Origin of the sequence: Roseibium sp. TrichSKD4, from assembly GCF_000148725.1 — a bacterium.
In the GTDB taxonomy this organism is placed as follows: Bacteria; Pseudomonadota; Alphaproteobacteria; order Rhizobiales; family Stappiaceae; genus Roseibium.
Genome location: NZ_GL476320.1, coordinates 794,330 through 814,416 on the forward strand (window position 1 = coordinate 794,330; position 20,087 = coordinate 814,416).

16 protein-coding genes are annotated in these 20,087 nt (G+C 53.4%); 12 read left to right on the forward strand and 4 right to left on the reverse strand.

The window, feature by feature from the left end; genetic code table 11:
• Positions 1-14 precede the first annotated feature (14 nt).
• Positions 15-1,325 (reverse strand): guanine deaminase, encoded by a 1,311-nt coding sequence (gene guaD, locus TRICHSKD4_RS24505; RefSeq protein WP_009759943.1) that lies wholly within the window; start codon positions 1,323-1,325, stop codon positions 15-17.
• Positions 1,326-1,536: 211 nt separating this feature from the next.
• On the opposite strand from guaD, the gene speB reads away from it, so the two are divergent.
• Complete coding sequence (gene speB, locus TRICHSKD4_RS24510) at positions 1,537-2,502, forward strand: agmatinase (RefSeq protein WP_009759945.1); 966 nt, start codon at positions 1,537-1,539, stop codon at positions 2,500-2,502.
• Positions 2,503-2,517: 15 nt separating this feature from the next.
• On the opposite strand, the gene TRICHSKD4_RS24515 is transcribed toward speB, so the two are convergent.
• Positions 2,518-3,120 (reverse strand): DUF6653 family protein, encoded by a 603-nt coding sequence (locus tag TRICHSKD4_RS24515; RefSeq protein ID WP_009759946.1) that lies wholly within the window; start codon positions 3,118-3,120, stop codon positions 2,518-2,520.
• A gap of 242 nt (positions 3,121-3,362) precedes the next feature.
• Between TRICHSKD4_RS24515 and TRICHSKD4_RS24520 the strand changes: the two genes are divergently transcribed.
• Positions 3,363-5,696 (forward strand): EAL domain-containing protein, encoded by a 2,334-nt coding sequence (locus TRICHSKD4_RS24520; RefSeq protein ID WP_009759947.1) that lies wholly within the window; start codon positions 3,363-3,365, stop codon positions 5,694-5,696.
• Positions 5,697-5,768: 72 nt separating this feature from the next.
• Here TRICHSKD4_RS24520 and TRICHSKD4_RS24525 read toward each other — a convergent pair whose 3' ends face one another.
• Positions 5,769-7,571: an alpha/beta hydrolase gene (locus TRICHSKD4_RS24525; protein ID WP_009759948.1), complete on the reverse strand. Its 1,803-nt coding sequence runs from the start codon at positions 7,569-7,571 to the stop codon at positions 5,769-5,771.
• A gap of 263 nt (positions 7,572-7,834) precedes the next feature.
• Here TRICHSKD4_RS24525 and TRICHSKD4_RS24530 point away from each other — a divergent pair, with 263 nt between their 5' ends.
• The 10 genes from TRICHSKD4_RS24530 (at position 7,835) to TRICHSKD4_RS24575 (ending at position 19,266) form a co-directional block, all read left to right on the forward strand.
• On the forward strand, positions 7,835-8,185 hold the full coding sequence (locus tag TRICHSKD4_RS24530) for a hypothetical protein (protein WP_009759949.1): 351 nt from the start codon (positions 7,835-7,837) through the stop codon (positions 8,183-8,185).
• A 166-nt stretch (positions 8,186-8,351) separates the two neighbouring features.
• Positions 8,352-9,569: an LL-diaminopimelate aminotransferase gene (locus tag TRICHSKD4_RS24535; RefSeq protein WP_009759950.1), complete on the forward strand. Its 1,218-nt coding sequence runs from the start codon at positions 8,352-8,354 to the stop codon at positions 9,567-9,569.
• Between the two features lie 69 nt (positions 9,570-9,638).
• Positions 9,639-10,952 carry a homoserine dehydrogenase gene (locus TRICHSKD4_RS24540; RefSeq protein WP_009759951.1) on the forward strand — a complete coding sequence of 438 codons (1,314 nt, stop codon included), beginning with the start codon at positions 9,639-9,641 and terminating at the stop codon, positions 10,950-10,952.
• A 57-nt stretch (positions 10,953-11,009) separates the two neighbouring features.
• Positions 11,010-12,005: a class II fructose-bisphosphatase gene (gene glpX / locus TRICHSKD4_RS24545; RefSeq protein WP_009759952.1), complete on the forward strand. Its 996-nt coding sequence runs from the start codon at positions 11,010-11,012 to the stop codon at positions 12,003-12,005.
• Between the two features lie 47 nt (positions 12,006-12,052).
• Positions 12,053-13,873: a single-stranded-DNA-specific exonuclease RecJ gene (recJ, locus tag TRICHSKD4_RS24550; RefSeq protein ID WP_009759953.1), complete on the forward strand. Its 1,821-nt coding sequence runs from the start codon at positions 12,053-12,055 to the stop codon at positions 13,871-13,873.
• A gap of 83 nt (positions 13,874-13,956) precedes the next feature.
• A complete protein-coding gene (locus TRICHSKD4_RS24555; protein ID WP_009759954.1) occupies positions 13,957-14,145 on the forward strand; it encodes a hypothetical protein in 189 nt (62 codons plus the stop codon).
• 264 nt (positions 14,146-14,409) lie between these two features.
• Positions 14,410-15,300, forward strand: coding sequence for a nitrilase-related carbon-nitrogen hydrolase (locus tag TRICHSKD4_RS24560; RefSeq protein ID WP_009759956.1), 891 nt, complete (start codon positions 14,410-14,412; stop codon positions 15,298-15,300).
• Between the two features lie 125 nt (positions 15,301-15,425).
• Positions 15,426-15,929, forward strand: a complete 504-nt coding sequence (locus TRICHSKD4_RS24565) for an NUDIX hydrolase (RefSeq protein ID WP_009759957.1) — start codon at positions 15,426-15,428, stop codon at positions 15,927-15,929.
• Between the two features lie 73 nt (positions 15,930-16,002).
• The gene (locus TRICHSKD4_RS24570; protein ID WP_247642844.1) at positions 16,003-17,553 is read left to right on the forward strand and encodes an inorganic phosphate transporter; all 1,551 of its coding nucleotides are present in this window, start codon (positions 16,003-16,005) and stop codon (positions 17,551-17,553) included.
• Positions 17,554-17,772: 219 nt separating this feature from the next.
• Positions 17,773-19,266: an inorganic phosphate transporter gene (locus tag TRICHSKD4_RS24575; RefSeq protein ID WP_009759960.1), complete on the forward strand. Its 1,494-nt coding sequence runs from the start codon at positions 17,773-17,775 to the stop codon at positions 19,264-19,266.
• A 41-nt stretch (positions 19,267-19,307) separates the two neighbouring features.
• Here the strand turns inward: TRICHSKD4_RS24575 and TRICHSKD4_RS24580 are convergent, their stop codons facing one another.
• Complete coding sequence (locus TRICHSKD4_RS24580) at positions 19,308-20,084, reverse strand: extracellular solute-binding protein (RefSeq protein WP_083782891.1); 777 nt, start codon at positions 20,082-20,084, stop codon at positions 19,308-19,310.
• Between the last annotated feature and the right edge of the window lie 3 nt (positions 20,085-20,087).

Below are 20,087 nucleotides of genomic sequence, written 5' to 3' on the forward strand. Positions count from 1 at the left end.
GAAATTACGCTGCGTCAGTTGCGGGTTTTCATCGGGCGGCCCGCAACATAGGTTTCGCGAATTGAGCGGTCATCTCCAAGTGTTTGCAGCAGGAAGAGTTCTTCTGCCAGTGTTGTGACCGTTTCCATCCGCAGGGCCGTCGCAGGGGTCGCGGCCGCATCCAGAACTGTGACATCAGCTTCTGTACCGACTTCCAGGTTGCCGATTTTGCCGGATAGAGACAGGGCTTTGGCGTTTCCAAGCGTTGCCCAATAGTGGGTTTCAAAAGGGTGCAGGCGTTGGCGTTGCAGTTGCAGCACCTTGTAGCCTTCGTCCAATGTTCGCAGCAGGGAATAGTTCGTCCCGCCGCCGATATCGGTGGCTATCCCGGTCCGGATGCCGGTCCCTTCCAGCTGCGCCTTGTTAAAGAGGCCAGACCCAAGAAAGAGATTTGAGGTTGGGCAGAAGACGGCAACGGAGTCTGTCTCCTTCATGACGCCAAGCTCTCGGTCGTTCATGTGAATGCAGTGGCCCAACAGTGTATTGGAGCCCAGCAATCCATAGTCCTCGTAGATGCCGAGGTAGTCCTTTGCATCGGGATAAAGCTCGCGGGTGAACGAGATTTCGTTGTGGTTTTCATTGATGTGGGTTTGCAGATGGCAATCAGGATGCTCTTTCAAAAGTGCACCGGCGGCTTCCAGCTGTTCCGGGGTTGAGGTGATTGCAAAGCGAGGCGTGATTGCGTAGAGCGCGCGTCCTCGTCCGTGCCATTTTTCAAGCAATGCCTTGCTGTCGTCATAAGAGGTTTGAGCGGTGTCACACAGCTCCTCGGGCGCATTGCGGTCCATCATGGTTTTGCCGCCAAGCATCCGCATGCCACGGGTTTCTGCTTCTTCGAAATAGGCGTTCACTGAGTTGGGGTGACTGGAGCAGTAGGCGACCGCTGTGGTCGTTCCGTTGTCGATCAGAGCGTCATAAAAGCCGGAAGCAATCCGTTGTCCGTGTGACTTGTCTGCAAATTTTTGTTCGGCGGGAAATGTGTAATCGTTCAGCCAATCGAGCAATTGTTCTGCCCAGGATGCAATGACTTGAACCTGCGGAAAATGAAGATGCGGATCGATAAAACCTGCACAAATCAGATGCGGTCTGTGATCAACGATTTCCGTGTCTGGGGGGAGTGACGAATTTAGGTTGGCGAATTCTCCCATGGCGGTGATGACGCCGCCTTCCATGAGGAGACATCCGTCTTCCAGATAGTGAAAGGCTTCCGTGTCGGTAGCGTTCATTGGTTGACGCTTGAAAGACAGGATGCGTCCGCGCAGCAATCTTGGTTGGTTTTCCGCCAAGTGTTCAGTCCTCACAACGGGAAGGGCATGGATAGTAGGGTATTTTGAAGTCATTTACGCCGTGTCTACGGATCAGGACAAGAGCGAAGGTCTTTCTTCTCACATCAGAAAATTGGCTTTTCAGCAGCCGCGGCTTTTCGCCTTGCGGAGCCTCGGCAAAACAGGGCAAGAAGGTTTGAAGTTTTTCGTTTGAAACGAATTGGGAATTAGAATGTCGACACCTCCACCACGTCCAACGGACAATGCCTTTCTCGGAACGTCACTCAAGGGCGGATCGCATGAGCCGACCTATGGTGGAGCCCTCAGCTTTATGCGGCGGCGATATTCCCGTGATTTGACGGACGTGGATCTGGCAATTTGGGGTATTCCGTTTGATGCGGCGGTTTCCAATCGTCCTGGTGCCCGGTTTGGACCGCAAGGGGTACGACGCGCCTCTGCCATCTTTGATGGAGATCCGCAGTATCCGTTTCAGTGTGACCCGTTTGAAGTGTTGAGTGCTGTCGATTACGGCGACTGTGTTTTTGACTATGGCGTCCACGCAGAGATACCGGGTCATATTGAGGCTCAGGCAAAGGCGATCCTTGATACAGACACGCACCTTTTTTCTATCGGAGGGGATCATTTTGTGACATGGCCCTTGCTCAAGGCCCATGCTGCCAAGCACGGCCCGCTCGCCTTGGTGCAATTTGATGCTCATCAAGACACGTGGGATGACGATGGCGGACGTATTGACCACGGCAGTTTTGTCGGCCGTGCGGTGCGAGACGGGATCATTGATCCGGACAAATCAATTCAGATTGGTATTCGAACCCATGCCCCGGAAACCTGTGGGATTGAGATTCTCTATGGGGAAGAAATCGAGCTGCTCGGCGTCAACGGCGTTGTCGAATTGATCAATGATCGGGTAGGGGACGCCAAGGCCTATATGACATTTGATATTGATTGTCTGGATCCAGCGTTTGCGCCAGGTACAGGAACACCAGTCGCGGGTGGGCTAACGAGCCGGGAAGCTCTGATGATCCTTCGTCGGCTGGGCGATATCGACTTTGTAGGGGGCGATGTCGTCGAAGTCGCGCCCGCATATGATCATGCCGATATCACATCTATCGCAGGGGCATCTGTTGCCTTGACCTATATTGGCCTGCTCGCAGAAAAGCGCCGGGAAGACGGGGAGTAATTTTTGAAAAGACCCTCAGGCGGAGCGCCGCTGCGTCCGTCTTGGGGCGTTGTCGTTTTGGGCTTCAACGGACCAGAACCGGTAAAGAGGGTGGGCGTTTTGCATGCGCTGAAACAGATTTGCCATCCGCATCCAGAAGGCGCATCGCGATGCCCAGTAAACCAAAATCGACGAGCCGAGCAGAATGGGTTGGTTGAAATAGGCAGCCATGAGTGCGCAAAGACCGCTGACCGCGGCGACAAGCCAAAACACTCGAGTTGTTTTTAGGTCTGTGCTTGGCACCTGAACTTGTTGGTGGTTCAACAAGATCATCTCGCCATAAGATGCCTGTTTTATTCCGTTTTGCGATGAAAGCTTCACTGGGAGCGCATGGCCGATGGCATCCATCCAGAACCAGGTCGCCAGCATAATTCCAACTGAAACCACCAAGCCGAATTGACCATGAAACCACAGGGCGATACAAGCAAGAGGCAGTGTGAGCATACGGGTGCAAATCAACGCAACCGGTGTTGCCCTTCGCACCTTGAGCGCCTGACTTGTATTTGGAACGAGAGCGTTTGCAGGCAGGCCTGTTGTGGCCTTGGTTGCCGGGTTCAGCTTATGCAGGGGCGTTATCATTAACGAACTCTAAAGGCCTCAGTTCGTGGCAAACTAATGCAGGTGCAGCCACGCCGCAATTCGTATCTTTGCTTGAATGTAAAAAGTGCTACGCACAACGACTATACAACCCGCTGAAATGTATAAATATGTGGATTTCATGCGACTTTGGATATTAAAATCCCATTCTGCAACTTTTCACAGGTGACGTAGTGACGTTTCTGATGAAGAGTTACGGCTGAATTGTTCTTGGTTGAGTTGTTATGTCCGAAGAAAATGGCCCGCCGCCCCATGTGGGCGAGCTGGCCGGGGCCACCGGTTCGAACACTTCTGAGCAGCGACCCAAAGCCTCTTCATTTGATTATGAACAGGCTAACGGTGTCCCTAACATCGACAAATCCGGCGCATGGCTTCAATCCATAGCTGATGACATTGCCGATTACATCTACCTGAAAGACAGTAATAGCCGGTTTGTTTTTGCAAACGCTATAATCGCGCGCGATTTTGGCTACTCCTCGCCAGCGGAGCTTTTCGGCAAAACGGATCATGATGTCTTTTCCAACGAAGTTGCCGATGGCTTCTTGAATGACGAACGCGAAATCCTGTCAACCGGGGAAGCCAAGGTCGATTACGAGGAATTCGTCAAATACGAAAACGGCATATATCGTTGGCTTTCGACGTCGAAGTTCCCGCTAAAAACACCTGAAGGGAAGATTGTCGGTATTCTGGGATTGGCGCGGGATATTACTGAACGCAAGAAACTTGAGACGCTCCGCGTGGGTCAGACGCGGGTCTTGGAGATGATCGCGAAAGGTGCCAAAGAAACCGAGGTTCTTGAGGGCATTGCCCAACTTATCGAGGAACACTTTGACGGCGTACTTGGTTCAATTTTGTTGCTCGATAGCTCTGGAAAACATCTTCTGATGGGAGCAGCGCCATCGCTGCCTGGTTTTTACAACGAAGCCGTTCACGGCATAGAAATCGGTCCTGAAGTTGGCTCATGTGGGACTGCGGCGTTTTTAGGGAAGAGTGTCGTCGTTAGTGACATACAGACCAACAAGCTTTGGGCGAAATACACGGAACTGGCTGCTGCTGCCGATCTTCGTTCTTGTTGGTCAACACCGTTTTTCTCCAAAACCGGGCATGTGTTGGGCACGTTTGCTCTCTACAATCGGCAGGTTAGAGAGCCAAGCCCCAAAGAACGCAGGCTTGTTGAAGAGGCCACCCGGTTGGCATCGATCGCCATAGAAAAGATGCGTGCTGACCGGGAGGTGTTGCATCTGGCGCATCACGACATGCTGACGGCTCTTCCCAATAGATTGAAATTCAAGGAAAAACTGGACAGTCTCCTTGTTCGTTGTCGAAACAAGAATGAGCAGCTGGCCTTGGTGTTCGTTGACTTGGATCAGTTCAAGGTTGTCAACGACAGTTTTGGGCACTCGATTGGTGACGAGGTTCTCAAGATCATTGCCAAGCGGCTGAAAACCTTGTCATCAAAAACTGATAGTGTTTTCCGTTTTGGCGGCGATGAATTTGTCATTTTGGTTGAAAATGAATCCGTCAACAAAGATGCACTGGTTCCGTTCCTCGTTGATCTTAGAAAGAGCCTGTCAGAAGCTATTCTGGTCCACGGGCGGACGTTCCATGTTACGGCCAGCTTAGGAGTTGCGTGTTTTCCGGATGATGGCACGGATGCAGAAACCCTGGTTGGGCGCGCTGATAGCGCAATGTACAAGGCAAAGGATGCCGGGCGCGACGTTTTCAAGTTCTATATTCCTTCCATGAGCCAAGGGTTGGCCCAGCGATTGACGTTGCTGGAAGAAATGCGTGTTGGACTCGAAACCGGTGAATTCCGGCTGGTGTATCAGCCACAGCTGGACATTGTGGATGGCCAGATGATTGGTGCCGAAGCGTTGGTTCGTTGGGAGCATCCTTATCTTGGCACGCTTTTGCCGGGTCGTTTTATTCCTTTGATGGAAGATACGGATCTCATATGCCAGCTTGGGGATTGGGTTTTGTCTCAAGCATGCCGGGACGCAAAAAACTGGAACGAACTGAGCGATGACGACCGACCTGTTGGCGTTAACGTGTCCGCCAGACAGTTCAGTGACGATGACTTTGTTTGCCGGGTGAACAAGGCGCTGTCAGAAAGCGGCCTACGGCCAGACTTACTGGAGCTGGAGATCACAGAAAGTCTCTTGTTCCGCAACAAAGATCAGGCTGCGGAAGTGATGTCGGAACTTCGTGACCTTGGCGTGCAGTTGGCGATTGACGATTTTGGTACGGGATACTCAAGCCTAAGCCGGTTGAGGTCATTCCCGCTTACACGATTGAAAATCGATAAGTCGTTCATCAGTGATTTGGACCGTGAAAGCGGCGACCAATGTATCGCACAGGCGATCATTTCTCTTGGAAATGATCTGGGGCTTCGTGTCATCGCGGAAGGCGTTGAAACTGTTGCCCAGCAAAAGATACTTATGGAAATGGGGTGTCGAGAAGCACAGGGCTTTCATTTTGGAAGGCCAATGAAGCTCTCGGACCTCAAGGCAAATTATCTGCCCAAATCGATGCCGCCACTGGCTACCAGCGGCGTTTAATGGTTGAGGCTTGAATAAAAAAGCGGGCAATTCCGATGCCCGCCGTATTGTTGTCGGGAGGTCTGATAGGCCTCACACGCGGGTCATGACGTAGCTACCCGGGGCTTCTTCCAGAACTTTCATGCGATTTGCGCCGGGTTTGCGGGCCTTTACAACGGCGTCGTCCTGCTTGCGGATCCACTCATCCCAGTGCGGCCACCATGATCCCGGTGTTTCCTTAGCTCCCGATAACCAGGCATCGAGATCGCCTACGGGCTTTCCGTTGGTCCAGTATTGATATTTGTTTTTGTGAGGTGGATTGACCACGCCTGCAATATGCCCGGACCCAGACAGGACGTAGTCGACTGGACCGCCAAAACAAGAACACCCCTTAAAGACCGAAATCGGCGGTGCGATATGGTCTTCGCGTGTTGCCAGATTGTAGATCGGAATGGTGACCTTCTTTAGGTCCAGCGTCACGTTATCAATCACCATGGTGCCCTGAGACAGACGGTTTTCCAGATAACAGTTTCGCAGATAGAAAGAATGGTTCGCCGCTGGCATTCGGGTGGGGTCCGAATTCCAGTACAAAAGGTCAAACGGGAAGGGGTCTTTGCCCTTCATGTAATTGTTGACCACGTATGACCAGATAAGATCATTGGAGCGTAGCATGTTGAAGGCGGACGACATCTTGCTGCCATCCAGATAGCCCTGTTCGGCCATGCGTTCTTCAAGGATCTGGATCTGTTCTTCATCCACGAACACCTTCAGGTCTCCCGCATGAGTGAAATCAACCTGCGTCGTGAAGAAGGTGGTGGTCTTGATCCGTTCGTCGCTTTTCGCAGCCATATAGGCGAGGGTTACGGCTAACAGTGTCCCGCCGACACAATAGCCGATCGCGTTGACTTCTTCTTGGCGGGTTGCGCGTTTGATGACATCCAACGTGTTGAGGATGCCTTCTTTCATGTAGTGCTCGAAGCTCTTTTCCGCCTGCCGTTCGTCTGGATTTACCCAAGAGATGACAAAAACAGTGTGTCCCTGATCGACAGCCCATTTGATGAAAGACTTCTCAGGGTTGAGATCAAGGATATAGAACTTGTTGATCCAGGGCGGCACGATCATCAAAGGACGCTTCAGCGCGTTCTCTGTCGTGGGCGTGTACTGGATCACCTGACAGACATCGTTCTGGGCGACCACCTTGCCTGGTGTCATGGCAAGGTTTTTACCAACAGCGAACTTGGTGGGGTCGGTTTGTCGTATCCTGAGATCGCCGTGTCCATCTGCAATATCTTCCGCGAGCGCTTGCGTACCCTTGACCAGGTTTTCGCCATTGCTTTCGAGCGTGAGCCGCAGAAGTTCCGGGTTGGTCAAAAGGAAATTTGAAGGCGCAATCGCGTTCGAGATCTGCTGGACGTAAAACCCGGCCTTATGTTTCGTGTGATCGTCAAGACCATCGGCGTTTTCCACCATTGTCTCTGCCCAATCGCTGGTGATCAGATAGAGCTGCTTGAGGAAATCAAAGAATTGGTTTTCTGACCATTCCGGATCGGCAAACCGCTTGTCTCTTGCGGGTGTTTCAACCGCTGGATCAGCGGTCTCGCCCATCATACGTTTCAGGGAGGAATTCCAGAGTTGTATATAGCCGTTCCAAAGGCGAGATTGAGCTTCGACCGCGCGTTGAGGGTCCGACATCCAGTACTCGCCAACTTGGGCAAGGGTCTTGATGACGCCGGTCAACTCATCCTGATTGGAGTTGACCTCACCTTTCTCCCGTGGCTCCAGATAGGCTGCGACTGCTTTGCCCGTGTTCTCCAGAGTGCGAGCCAGATTCTGTGCGAAGGCTTCCGGATTGTTGACAATGTACTGCATCATCGGGTTCTGGCGTTCGTCAGCCATCTAAACAATTTCCCCTCTAAACGTCTTTTTTGGGCAACATATTTTTCTTTGATTGATTTGTTTTCGTGTGCCGGTATTCGTCCAAGTGAGCGCTGCGCTAATTTTGCCCAGCTTTCCTGATTTCCGTATTTATGACATAGGTTGCGCCCCTACGTCGAATGTGAATCGTGCAGGGCAGGGTCAACTTTCGCATAGTCAGGAAACTGCGTATGACATTGGCCAAACAGTGAAACGTACAGGCAGGACAGGAAAAGCAGGGAACTGTGACATTGAGAAGACAAACAGCAGTTAGCTTTGGTCTGGCCGTGCTTCTTGCGGGGTGTGCTGCCAGCCCCGAGCAAAGCCTGATGGGTGCGCTAACCTCCAGCGAACAGAGCGAATTCGCTCCTCAACCTGGCGTGGTCACTGAAGCCCCGCCGCCCTCAGGTTTGATTGACGAGACCGAGCGCGTCGAGACGATGGACCGTCTCCGGGCTCTTGCCGATGCAAATGCCGCGGCAGCCGGTGCGCCCAGACCTACCGCGGACCAATTGGCCAACCTGCGGGACACACATGCGCAATTGGCGGAAGAGGAAATTGAGGGCGGATTACCGACTTCGTCCGGCGGCAATTGATCAAAACGATCACATATCCAGAATTTAATCGATAAAAATCGGGATGCGCACCTCCTAAGGTGGGTGCACTGCCGCAAAGAGACTGCTAAAAGGCGGCGGTGTTTGGCCCGAGACAAGCTTGTGGCCGCCTTTAAGTTCAGAAACTATCTAGTCAAGGATCCGCGCCATGGAGGAGTTCCACAAAACGAAACGGCTACCGCCGTATGTCTTCGAACAGGTCAATCGACTCAAGGCCAAGGCGCGAGCGGCGGGTGCGGACATTATTGATCTAGGAATGGGCAATCCGGACCTTCCAACCCCCAAGCATATTGTCGATAAACTGACTGAGGTGGTTCAAGATCCCAGAAGCCACCGGTATTCTGCCTCCAAAGGTATTCAGGGCCTGCGGAAGGCTCAAGCAGCCTATTATCAGCGTCGGTTTGATGTAAATTTGAACCCGGATACTCAGGTGGTCGCAACACTTGGGTCGAAGGAAGGTTTTGCCAATATGGCTCAGGCCATCACAGCGCCCGGTGATGTGATCTTAAGCCCGAACCCCAGCTACCCGATCCATACTTTCGGCTTTCTGATGGCGGGCGCTTCCATTCGGGCCATCCCAGCCGAGCCGGGACCGGAACTGTTTCACGCTCTTGAGCGTGCTGTCGTTCATTCCGTGCCAAAGCCGATTGCTGTTATCTTGTGCTATCCAGCCAACCCGACAGCCTATTGCGCTGATATTGAGTTTTATCGTGATGTGGTTGCCTTTGCCCGCAAGCACGACATCTTCATTCTCTCGGATCTGGCGTATTCGGAAATCTACTTCGGGGACACCCCACCACCGTCGGTTCTGCAGGTGACGGGCGCTATCGATGTAACGGCTGAATTCACATCGTTGTCGAAGACCTTTTCCATGCCGGGTTGGCGCATGGGGTTTGCAGTCGGCAATGAGCGGCTGATTGGAGCGCTTGCTCGCGTCAAATCTTATCTCGATTATGGTGCGTTTACGCCCATTCAGGTTGCGGCAACAGCTGCGTTGAACGGACCCGACACCTGCATTCAAGAAACCCGCGCAATCTACAAGCGCCGCCGTGATGTTGTTGTGGAGTCTTTTGGGCGCGCCGGGTGGGATATTCCTGCTCCGGAAGCAAGCATGTTCTGCTGGGCTCCGATCCCTGAAAAATTCCGCCATCTTGGAAGTCTGGAATTTTCCAAGCTCTTGTTGGAAAAAGCGGAGGTTGCAGTTGCTCCCGGTCTTGGGTTCGGCGAGTACGGTGACGATTATGTGCGTATCGGCCTTGTCGAAAATGAACAACGTTTGCGACAAGCTGCTCGCAACGTGCGTCGTTTCCTTGAAAGCGCGGACAAAACATTGCACAACGTGGTCCAGCTTGAGGCCTCAAGCTAAGGGGCGGGCTGGCTCAAAGCGCGACCCAGCGCAAGCCCGACGACAATTCGAATTGGAATTCTTTGACATATGGCAGATGCACTGAAAATCGGCGTAGCAGGTCTTGGAAATGTAGGGGCTTCCCTGGGCCACCTGCTGGCTGAACATGGCGCACAATTGGCTAAAAAAACTGGCCGCACCCCGACAGTGACCGCTGTGAGCGCTCGAGACAAGACGAGAGATCGCGGTTTCGATGTATCTGCCATGACGTGGTACACGGACGCTGTTGACATGGCAGCCAATGCGGATATCGATGTCTTCGTCGAGTTGATTGGTGGCGACTGCGGCCCTGCGGAAGACAGTGTTCGTGCCGCGCTGGGCCGAGGAGTTCCGGTTGTCTCAGCCAATAAGGCTCTTCTCGCCAAACATGGTGTTGAACTCGCGGATCTTGCCGAGAAAAATGGTGTCGCTCTGAATTACGAAGCGGCGGTTGCCGGCGGGATTCCTATCGTCAAGACAATGCGGGAAAATCTGTCCGGCAATGCTGTGTCACGCGTCTACGGTATTTTGAACGGTACTTGCAATTACATCCTGACCCGTATGGAGGCCGACGAGATCAGTTTTGAAGAGTGTTTGGCTGATGCCCAACGTCTTGGATACGCAGAAGCTGATCCGACCTTTGATATTGAAGGCAATGATACTGCGCATAAGCTCGCGATCCTGACCAGCCTCGCGTTCGGTACCAAGATTTCTGATGACACCATTTATATGGAAGGTATCACGTCGATTACGACGGCCGATATACAGGCGGCTGATGAACTTGGTTTCCGCATCAAGCTTCTTGGTGTTGCACAGAAAACCGATACCGGGATTGAGCAGCGGGTTCACCCGACCATGGTGCCGAAATCATCCGCCATTGCGCGCATCGACGGAGTGTTGAACGCTGTAGCCGTGGATGGCGACTTCGTCGGCGAAGTTGTTCTAGTTGGCCCGGGGGCTGGTGGCAATGCGACCGCTTCGGCTGTCGTGGCGGATATCGCTGACATTGCCCGTGGTGACAAAACACCAGTCTTGGGTGTGCCTGCAAGCGATCTTGTAGACTACACCCGTGCCCGGATGCGCAAACACGAAGGTGGGTATTACATTCGCCTGTCTGTCTATGACCGGCCGGGACACTTTGCCCAAATCGCCTCAAGCATGGGCGAAAAGGGCATCTCGCTGGAATCCATCGTCCAGCGCCGCGAAAGCCCGCGCACAGAAGCGAATGGCGATGAGCCGCAACCGGTTATTCTGATTACCCACGAGACAACCGAGCAAGCCGTCAAAGAGGCGCTCGAAGACATCTTGTCCAAGGGTGTTGTGGCGGACAAGCCGCAGATGATCCGTATCGAAAAACTTCAATAATAAGGGACCGGCCGCCTTGCCAAAAAGGTCACGGGCTGGAGAGAACTGGAGAGTTTAATGTCGAACACCGATGAAGCTGCAGGCAGCGGTCTGGACCGGATCCTGACCCTGGAATTGGCACGTGTGAGTGAACGTGCCGCTGTTGCTGCAGCGCGTCTGCGTGGCCGAGGTGATGAAATGGCAGCCGATCAGGCCGCTGTTGATGCCATGCGCCGTGAACTGAACCGCCTGCCGATTGACGGAACTGTCGTCATTGGTGAGGGCGAACGCGACGAAGCTCCTATGCTCTATATTGGTGAAAGTGTTGGCACAAAGCAGGGATCGAAGGTTGATATCGCGCTCGATCCGCTGGAAGGCACGACAATTTGCGCCAAGAACCTTCCGAACTCCCTGGCTGTCATTGCGCTGGCGCCGGAAGGCGATCTTTTGAACGCGCCGGACAGCTACATGGACAAGATCGCTATCGGGCCCGGCTATCCGGATAACCTGATTGATCTCGACGCGCCAATTGCTGACAATCTTGCAGCCGTTGCCAAGGAAAAAGGCGTTTCCATTAACGAAGTTACGGCTTGTGTCTTGGATCGTCCGCGTCATGCCCGTTTGATTGAAGACATTCGGGCAACTGGTGCAGCTATTCGCCTGATCGGTGACGGTGACGTCGCCGGTGTCATTCACACAACGGACCCGGATGAGACTGGTATCGATCTTTATGCCGGTATCGGAGGTGCGCCTGAAGGTGTTCTGGCGGCCGCAGCACTGCGCTGTATTGGTGGTCAGATGCAGACCCGTCTTGTGATCACGCGTGACGAACAGGTCGAGCGCGCGCACCGGATGGGCATTGAAGACATCAAGAAGAAGTACACTTTGGAAGAGATGGCGGGTCCGGACGTTCTGTTCGCTGCAACTGGCGTAACCGATGGCAACTTCCTTCAAGGTGTGAAGTTCGGGCGGAACCAGATCATTACGCACACTGTCGTGATGCGGTCTTCCACCGGAACGGTGCGCTATATCAAGGCGCAACATCAACACACGGACCGGTTTGAACTGGCCTAAAGCGTTGAATTGATGGGACTGACACATTTGAACCTGAGGACAGGCCAATGACTGGGGGCACTGATTTGCAGATACCCGGTCGGTTGGTTCTCGGGGTTCAAAAGTCGTTCAACCAAAATGCGTGGCGCGATCGGCTGTCGGAAGACGAGCAGCGCCATGCTATGGCCATCAGTCAGAGATTGGGCGTGCCGGATGTGTTGGCGCGGGTGATGGCGGCGCGCGGTGTGTTGCCGGAGTCTGCCGAGGCATTTCTTGCGCCATCCATCAAAACCTTGATGCCTGATCCATCCAACCTTGTTGACATGGATTCTGCTGTCAGCCGGGTGGCTGATGCGATCCAATCCGGCAAGAATATCGCTATTTTTGGCGATTATGATGTGGATGGGGCAACCTCTTCAGCGGTTCTGGCTCGATATCTCAGATGGACCGGAATTGATCCGGTTATCCATATTCCAGACCGGATTATTGAAGGGTATGGCCCGAACGGTCCTGCGCTGGAGCATTTGAAAGCCGGTGGCGCAGACCTGCTTGTGACCGTCGATTGCGGGAGCACCTCTTTTGACGCCTTTGAGGTAGCGCGCAGTGTTGGTTTGAATGTGGTCGTGATCGATCACCACCAGGTTGGAGAAACGCTTCCCAAAGTTGCTGCGCTCGTGAATCCAAACCGGCAGGATGATTTGTCAGGGCAAGAACACCTTGCTGCGGTTGGCGTCACCTTCTTGTTTGTAGTCGGGCTGAACAGGGAACTACGCCAGCGCGGCTTTTTCAATGGCAAAGCTGCACCAGACCTGCTCGCGCTTCTTGATCTGGTGGCGCTTGGAACTGTTTGTGACGTTGTGCCTTTAAAGGGTCTTAACCGAGCCTATGTGATGCGGGGGTTGGAGGTCATGCATCAGCGTCGCAACCCCGGTCTTGCGTTTCTGGTGGATGTGGCCCGTGTGGTGGGCAAGGTTGCGCCTTATCATCTCGGGTTTTTGCTCGGGCCGAGGATCAATGCAGGAGGGCGCATTGGAGACGCTGCTCTTGGCGCGCGTTTGCTCACCTCAGAGGATCATGTCACCGCTCGTGAAATTGCAGCGCGGCTTGATGAACTGAACACGGAACGTCAGGCCATGGAAGCTGTGATGCTGGAGCAGGCGGACGCGCAAGCCACACTTGCCATTGAAGCCAAGGACCCTGCTGTTCTTCTAACCGGTTCAGACGACTGGCATCCGGGCATTGTCGGACTGATTGCCTCGCGTTTAAAAGATGCTCATCGCAGGCCTTCGTTTGCAATCGCTTATGATGAAACGGGTAAGGGGACCGGATCGGGGAGGTCTATTCCCGGTGTTGATCTTGGCAAGGTCGTCCGGAAAGCGGTTGATGAAGGGCTGTTGGAAAAAGGTGGTGGTCACGCCATGGCAGCGGGCCTGACCGTTTTGAAGGATAAGGTTGAAGCTCTGACCGAGTACTTTGATACTCATTTGAGAGCGGATGTCGAACAAACCAATGCATCTCGTGACTTGAAAATCGATGGGGCTCTGACAGCGACCGGTGCCAATCTCGACCTCATGAACATGCTGGAAAAGGCCGGCCCATATGGGGCAGGGCATTCAGAACCTGTGTTTGTGTTTCCGACGCACCGGGTGTCCTTTGCCGATGTCGTGGGCAAGGGACATGTCCGGGCGTCGCTTGCAAGTTCCGATGGTGCGAAAATCAAGGCAATTTCCTTCAAGGCGGAAGACAAGCCGCATGGCAAGGCCTTGCTGGAAAAGCGCGGTCAATCTGTCCATGTGGCGGGCAGTTTGTCGGTCGATACGTGGCAAGGGACACCAAGGGTTCAGCTGCGAATTCTGGATGTTGCAGATCCGCAGACATCCCGCCGATAAACGTTCGATTAACCATGTTTAACCGTTTGGCAAGTCTTTGAGAGCTATTGTCATGTCTGCTGAAGGAATCGGCGGAGATGACCATGGCTCAGAACGAGCTGACAGATATGTTCAGGCAGATTGATCTGCATACAAATCGTGCGCTTGACGGCGTAGCCTCAATGCGCGCCCGGCCAGAAGCCCGCATTCTTCCTGAAGGCAAAGCTATCCAGCGCATGGGCACGATGCTCGTTTTCGCGCTTGTCGCCGTGTCAGCCCTGATTGTTTTCTGACGAACTGAACCGCTTTCAAGTTTCGCGATCTTGCATTTTCAGGTGCGGTTGAGACACACTCCCGCGAAACCTGCCTGTTCCACGTGTTCGTATTTTCGGCATCATTGTTCTGACCAATAGAAAATCAGCCAGTTCGACGACAGCAGCTGTGCCGTGTTTTTCTTTTGACGGTCTTGATCCCTTGGTCTGATCAGTTTGCTGAATAGGACGAGCCGTTGGTGGGAAGAGGTATGCTTCAAAACTTGCGGCTTGAAAAGCGACACCATGGACACCTACAAGATCGGCCTTCTTTCGCTCAATCTCGGCTTTGCCCCAAACAGCGTTGAAGAGTTTACAGGTCATATCGATACCGTAATGCGCCGTGCCGCTGCGAACGGTGCCCAGCTTTTAATGATCCCGGAATACGCCGTGGAGGCGTGTTTGGCCTTTAAGCCTGAAGGCATGAAGCCGACGGAAGAAATTCCGTTTTTGGCCAAATGTGGTGCTGAGTTTCGCGATCAGATCTCGGCGTTGCCGAAGCGCTATGGCCTTCACGTGTGCCTTGGGTCTTTTCCGATTGATCGTGGAGAGGGAAAATACACCAATACGTCCGTTCTCCTGACCCGGGATGGGCGGCAGATTGAGCAGGATAAACTTTGCCTGACACCAGGCGAGCAGGACGCCGATAGCTGGACACTGGAGCCGGGGGCGGAGCTGACGGTTTTTGATCTCGATGGTCTTAAGGTTGCCATACTGATTTGTCTTGATGTGGAAATGCCAGCGCATTCCTCCTTACTCGCCAAAACCAATATTGACCTTCTGCTTGTACCCTCAATGACTGAGCGACTTGCGGGGTTTCACCGGGTTTATGACTGCGCAAAGGCACGGGCGGTTGAACTCATGACCAGCGTTGCCGTTTGTGGTGTCATCGGTGCTGCGCGTGGCACAACGCAGAATGAGACGAATGTGTCAGGAGCGGCGCTGTTTGTTCCTTGTGAAGAAGAGCTTGGTCACAGAGGTGTTGCTGCATTCGCGAACCCTACGGATGGTGAAGATGGTCAGGACATATATATCGAAGCAGAAGTTCCAGTTGGGATCGTTCGCCAATTGAGGTCAGGTGAGGCAGAAGTCTGGCCCGGTGCTTGGACTGCGGATCATGTGACATTGCGGACATAACCCATAGGGAGAGTGTAGATAACGCTGAGTAATATGCACTGTGTGCACAATTTTTGATGAATATTTTGGAAGATGGCACTATATTCGCCCCCTAAAGTTACAATCAAAACGGGAATTGGATTCGTATGGCTGCAGCTGAGGACATGAAAGCGCCCAGCACGACTTGGTTGGAGAGTGTTGTTGGTCTGTTTATCAAGCCGACACGTCTTCAGATCGCAGCCTTGTGTTATCGGATGACGGTTTCTGGTGTTGAGGTGTTGTTGCTTACATCTCGCGAAAAAGGGCGTTGGATTCTGCCAAAAGGGTGGCCTGAGCTTGAACTTGAGGCCCATGAAACAGCGCTTTTGGAAGCTTATGAAGAAGCTGGTGTGCGTGGAAACGCCGACCGTCAACCTTATGCAAAATTTGCGTCGTATAAGGGGTTGGAAAAGGGGCTTCAGATTCGAACAACGGTCTTGGCTTTTCGCATTGAGGTCACCGAAATACTTGAGGACTACCCGGAAAAGGGTCAGCGTCAAGTTGAATGGATGTCTATTGATGAAGCCATTCAACGCGCCGATGAGCAGGGGGTAAAGCGCTTGCTCAAGAAGTTCAAAAAGGATATGGCCCGCTCACGCATCGCTGCCTGAGGTTCTCGTGTCAGGCAAGCAAAGGTGTTTGCCAGGAAAGATGAATGTTTAAACTGATATCGGGCGTGTTCGTTTGGGGCGGGCAGGCACGTTGAAGCCGTTCAAGAACACAAAGAGATATCGCGGACCGGCTCTCGATAAGGATCTGGACAAGATTGCCTATGTCGAAGGGGCAGCGGACAGTCTCGGGCGACGTCTTGTTGCGCCGGGTTTGGCGCTTGTATTTATGGCATTTTGCGGCTTTGCCGCGTCTTATCAGCTTGATTTCCTGACGAATTCTAATGCCATCATCCTCTTCTTTGCGGCCGTGATCGGTGCCTATATGGCGTTGAATATCGGGGCAAATGATGTTGCCAACAACGTCGGTCCTGCAGTTGGGGCCAAAGCGGTCAGCCTAAAGACAGCTCTTGTTTTGGCAGTTGTTTTTGAATGTGCAGGCGCTCTGCTCGCGGGCGACAAGGTGCTGGATACGGTGGCAACCGATATCCTTCCGCTTGCGTCGGGCTTGGAGCCTGAGCTCTTCATGACAGCGATGATGTCGGCATTGATCGCTTCCGCTGTCTGGATCCACATTGCCACGTATATTGGCGCACCGGTTTCAACCACCCATTCAGTGATTGGCGGGATCGTTGGCGCAGGGATTGCAGCTGCAGGCTGGTCAGCGCTTAGTTGGCCGGTAATCGGTGCGATCATCGCAAGTTGGGTGTTTTCGCCATTGCTCGGAGCTTTGGTTGCTGCAGCGTTTCTCTGGTTTATCAATGCCATGATTGTTGATCGTGAAAATAAGCTTGCTGCAGCGCGGTTCTGGCTGCCTATCTTGATTGGCGGTATGATTTTTGCCTTCAGTGCTTTCTTCTTCATCAAGGCTCTGGACCGAATTCTTGTCGTTCATTGGGCGCTGGCTTTCCTGATTTCTGCACTTTTGGGAGGAATTGCGTGGATGGTCAGCGGTCCGCTGATTGTCCGGCAGACTTTTGGACTGGAAAACCGGACGCAATCTTTGAAGAAACTGTTCGTCTGGCCGCTGATGGGAGCTGCATCAGTCCTGTCGTTTGCACATGGGGCCAATGATGTAGCAAACGCTGTTGGACCGGTTGCTGCCATTGTGGAAGTTCAGCGCGCGCAGGCGGCTGTATTTGACCCGTGGGTGTTGGCTGAGTCTGGCGCGAAAATGCCGATTTGGGTGAGCGCGATTGGCGCGTTTGGTATCTCGCTCGGGTTGCTGTTGTTTGGTCCGCGTCTCATTCGTGTGGTTGGGCAGCGGATTACCAAGCTCAATCCCATCCGCGCGTTCTGCGTTTCCCTTTCAGCGGCTGTCACGGTCTTGCTGGCGACCAGTTTCGGCTTGCCCGTCAGCTCCACCTATATTGCGGTAGGGGCAATCTTCGGCGTTGGTTTCTATCGTGAATGGCGGCGGGACAGAAAGCGGTCTGCCGGCTCGCATTTTCGCGGGTTGGTAAGCGGTGGACGCGGGGTTCGGAACAGGGAAGCGCACCAAAGACGGCTACTTGTTCGCCGGTCTTATCTTCTGACAATTGTCGGTGCCTGGATCGTAACCGTCCCGATTGCAGCTGCGCTTGCGGCCCTGACTTACAGGGTCATTCTGATTTTTGTCGAAATTTGATTCGGGCAAAATAGAAAACGGTTTTGAAGCTCTGAGATAAAAAGTGGCACTCAGTTCGCTTAATCTTTGACTGTAAGTATAGTTGGCTAATATTTATCTATGATTGCGTATTTTTCCAATTGAACTTTTCATGGAATCCGGTATCGCCGGGAGGGAAAAACTATCGTTGTGCTGGCGCATCGAGCAACAGCGCATCTTCCAGCCGGATGAATATTCGTAATGACCAGCCCTCAAAAGCCGACGCTCGATAAAGACCTCAAGAAACTTAGCCAGCTAGAAGATGCGACTGCGGGCCTCGGGCGCCGACTTGCCGCTCCTGGCATCGCGTTTCTTTTCGTTGTTGTGTGTGCGGTGGTTGCTGGGTCTTTGATGTACGACGCTGCGGGTGGAGTTGTCATCATCGCAGCTGCTGCCATCGGCGCTTATATGGCGCTCAACATTGGCGCGAATGATGTAGCCAACAATGTCGGCCCTGCGGTTGGATCCCGCGCAATGACCCTTGTAACAGCGCTGATCATCGCGGCGGTGTTTGAAAGTGCAGGGGCGTTGATTGCAGGTGGTGATGTTGTTGGGACGATTTCAAAGGGGATCATTGACCCTGCATCCGTCTCCAGCCCGTCTGTGTTTATGTCTGCCATGATGGCAGCGCTTGTGGCCTCTGCGCTCTGGATCAATCTGGCGACTTGGATTGGGGCTCCTGTATCCACCACGCATTCGATTGTTGGTGGGGTGATGGGAGCGGGCATTGCGGCTGCTGGCTTTTCTGCGGTGAATTGGGTCACCATGAGCAGCATTGCAGCCAGCTGGGTTATTTCGCCGGTTCTGGGCGGTGTAATTGCTGCGCTGTTTCTCGCCTTCATCAAGACGTTCATTATTTATCAGGATGACAAGATTGCAGCCGCGCGCCGGTGGGTCCCGGTCCTGATTGCCATTATGGCAGGCGCATTTGCAGCCTATCTGGCCATGAAAGGCCTGAAAAAGCTCATCAAGGTTGATCTTCTGCTGGCTGTTTCCATCGGTTTTGGCGTGGCTATTTCTGCTTGGGTGATCACCCGTCCGCTGATTGCCAAACAGTCAGAAGGGCTGGAAAACAGAAACCAATCCTTGCGGAAATTGTTCGGTATTCCGCTGATTTGTTCTGCTGCGCTTTTGTCGTTCGCACACGGTGCCAATGATGTGGCCAATGCGGTGGGTCCGTTGGCGGCGATTGTGCACACCGCGGGGATTGGTGAGGTTGCTGCCAAGGTTACCATTCCGCTTTGGGTGATGGCCGTCGGCGCACTTGGCATTTCCTTCGGTTTGTTGTTGTTTGGGCCGAAGCTGATCAACATGGTCGGCCAGCAAATCACCAAGCTGAACCCAATGCGCGCTTACTGCGTTGCGTTGTCAGCCGCCATAACCGTGATCATTGCATCCGCACTCGGGCTTCCGGTGTCGTCAACCCACATTGCGGTGGGGGCTGTGTTCGGGGTGGGGTTCTTCCGCGAGTGGTATACGGAAAACTCCAAACGGCGTTTGGCCTATATCGAAAAGCACACAGGCGCTCAGGAGTACAAAAGACGTCCTCGTGAAGACCGGGTCGATCAAGCGCGCCGCAAACTCGTCCGGCGCTCGCATTTCATGACGATTGTTGCAGCCTGGGTGATCACTGTTCCCGCGGCAGCCATCCTGTCCGCCGGGATTTATCACATCTTGGTGCGGTTTATTGCTTGATGAAAACGGGCGCTTTTGCGCCCGTTCTCCTAGTCCTGGTTTCAGTTCGAAACTGAGTTTTGAGCGTTCGGAAAGAACAGTTGCTTGTCCGCAACTTTGAACTCGGCGATGGCTTTTTGACCCTCTGGACCGGTCAACCAGTCAATGAACTGCTGTCCGGAGATAGCTTTCACAGAGAGGTGTTTTTCCGGGTTCACCAGAATGACGCCATACTGGTTGAACAAGCGATCATCGCCTTCGGTCAAAACCTCAAGATCGCCCTTGTTTTCAAACGCGAGCCATGTTGCGCGATCGGACATGGTGTAGGCATTCATGCCGGACGCAGCATTGAGCGTTGCGCCCATGCCTGAGCCCGTTTCCCGGTACCAGCTGCCTGAAGCTTGTGCAGCATCGACACCGGCTTGCGTCCAGAGTGCCTTCTCCTTCTTGTGGGTACCGCTGTCATCACCGCGTGAGGCGAAGACAGAACTGCTCTCTGCAATTTTCTTCAAGGCTTCTGGAGCATCTTTGAGACCACGGATGCCTGCCGGATCGTCTTTGGGGCCTAGAATAACAAAGTCATTGTACATGACGTCAAAGCGCTCTACGCCATAGCCGTCTGCCACGAATTTTTCCTCAGCAGGTTTGGCGTGAACCAAAAGGACATCGCCGTCGCCATTTGCTGCATTTTTCAGGGCCTGACCTGTGCCAACAGCAACCACGCGGACATCAATTCCGGTTTTTTCTTCAAAGGCCGGCAGGATCGCGTCGAGCAGTCCTGAGTTCTGGGTGGATGTGGTGGACTGGATAATAATGAAGTCTTGCGCAAAAGCGGGCAGGGC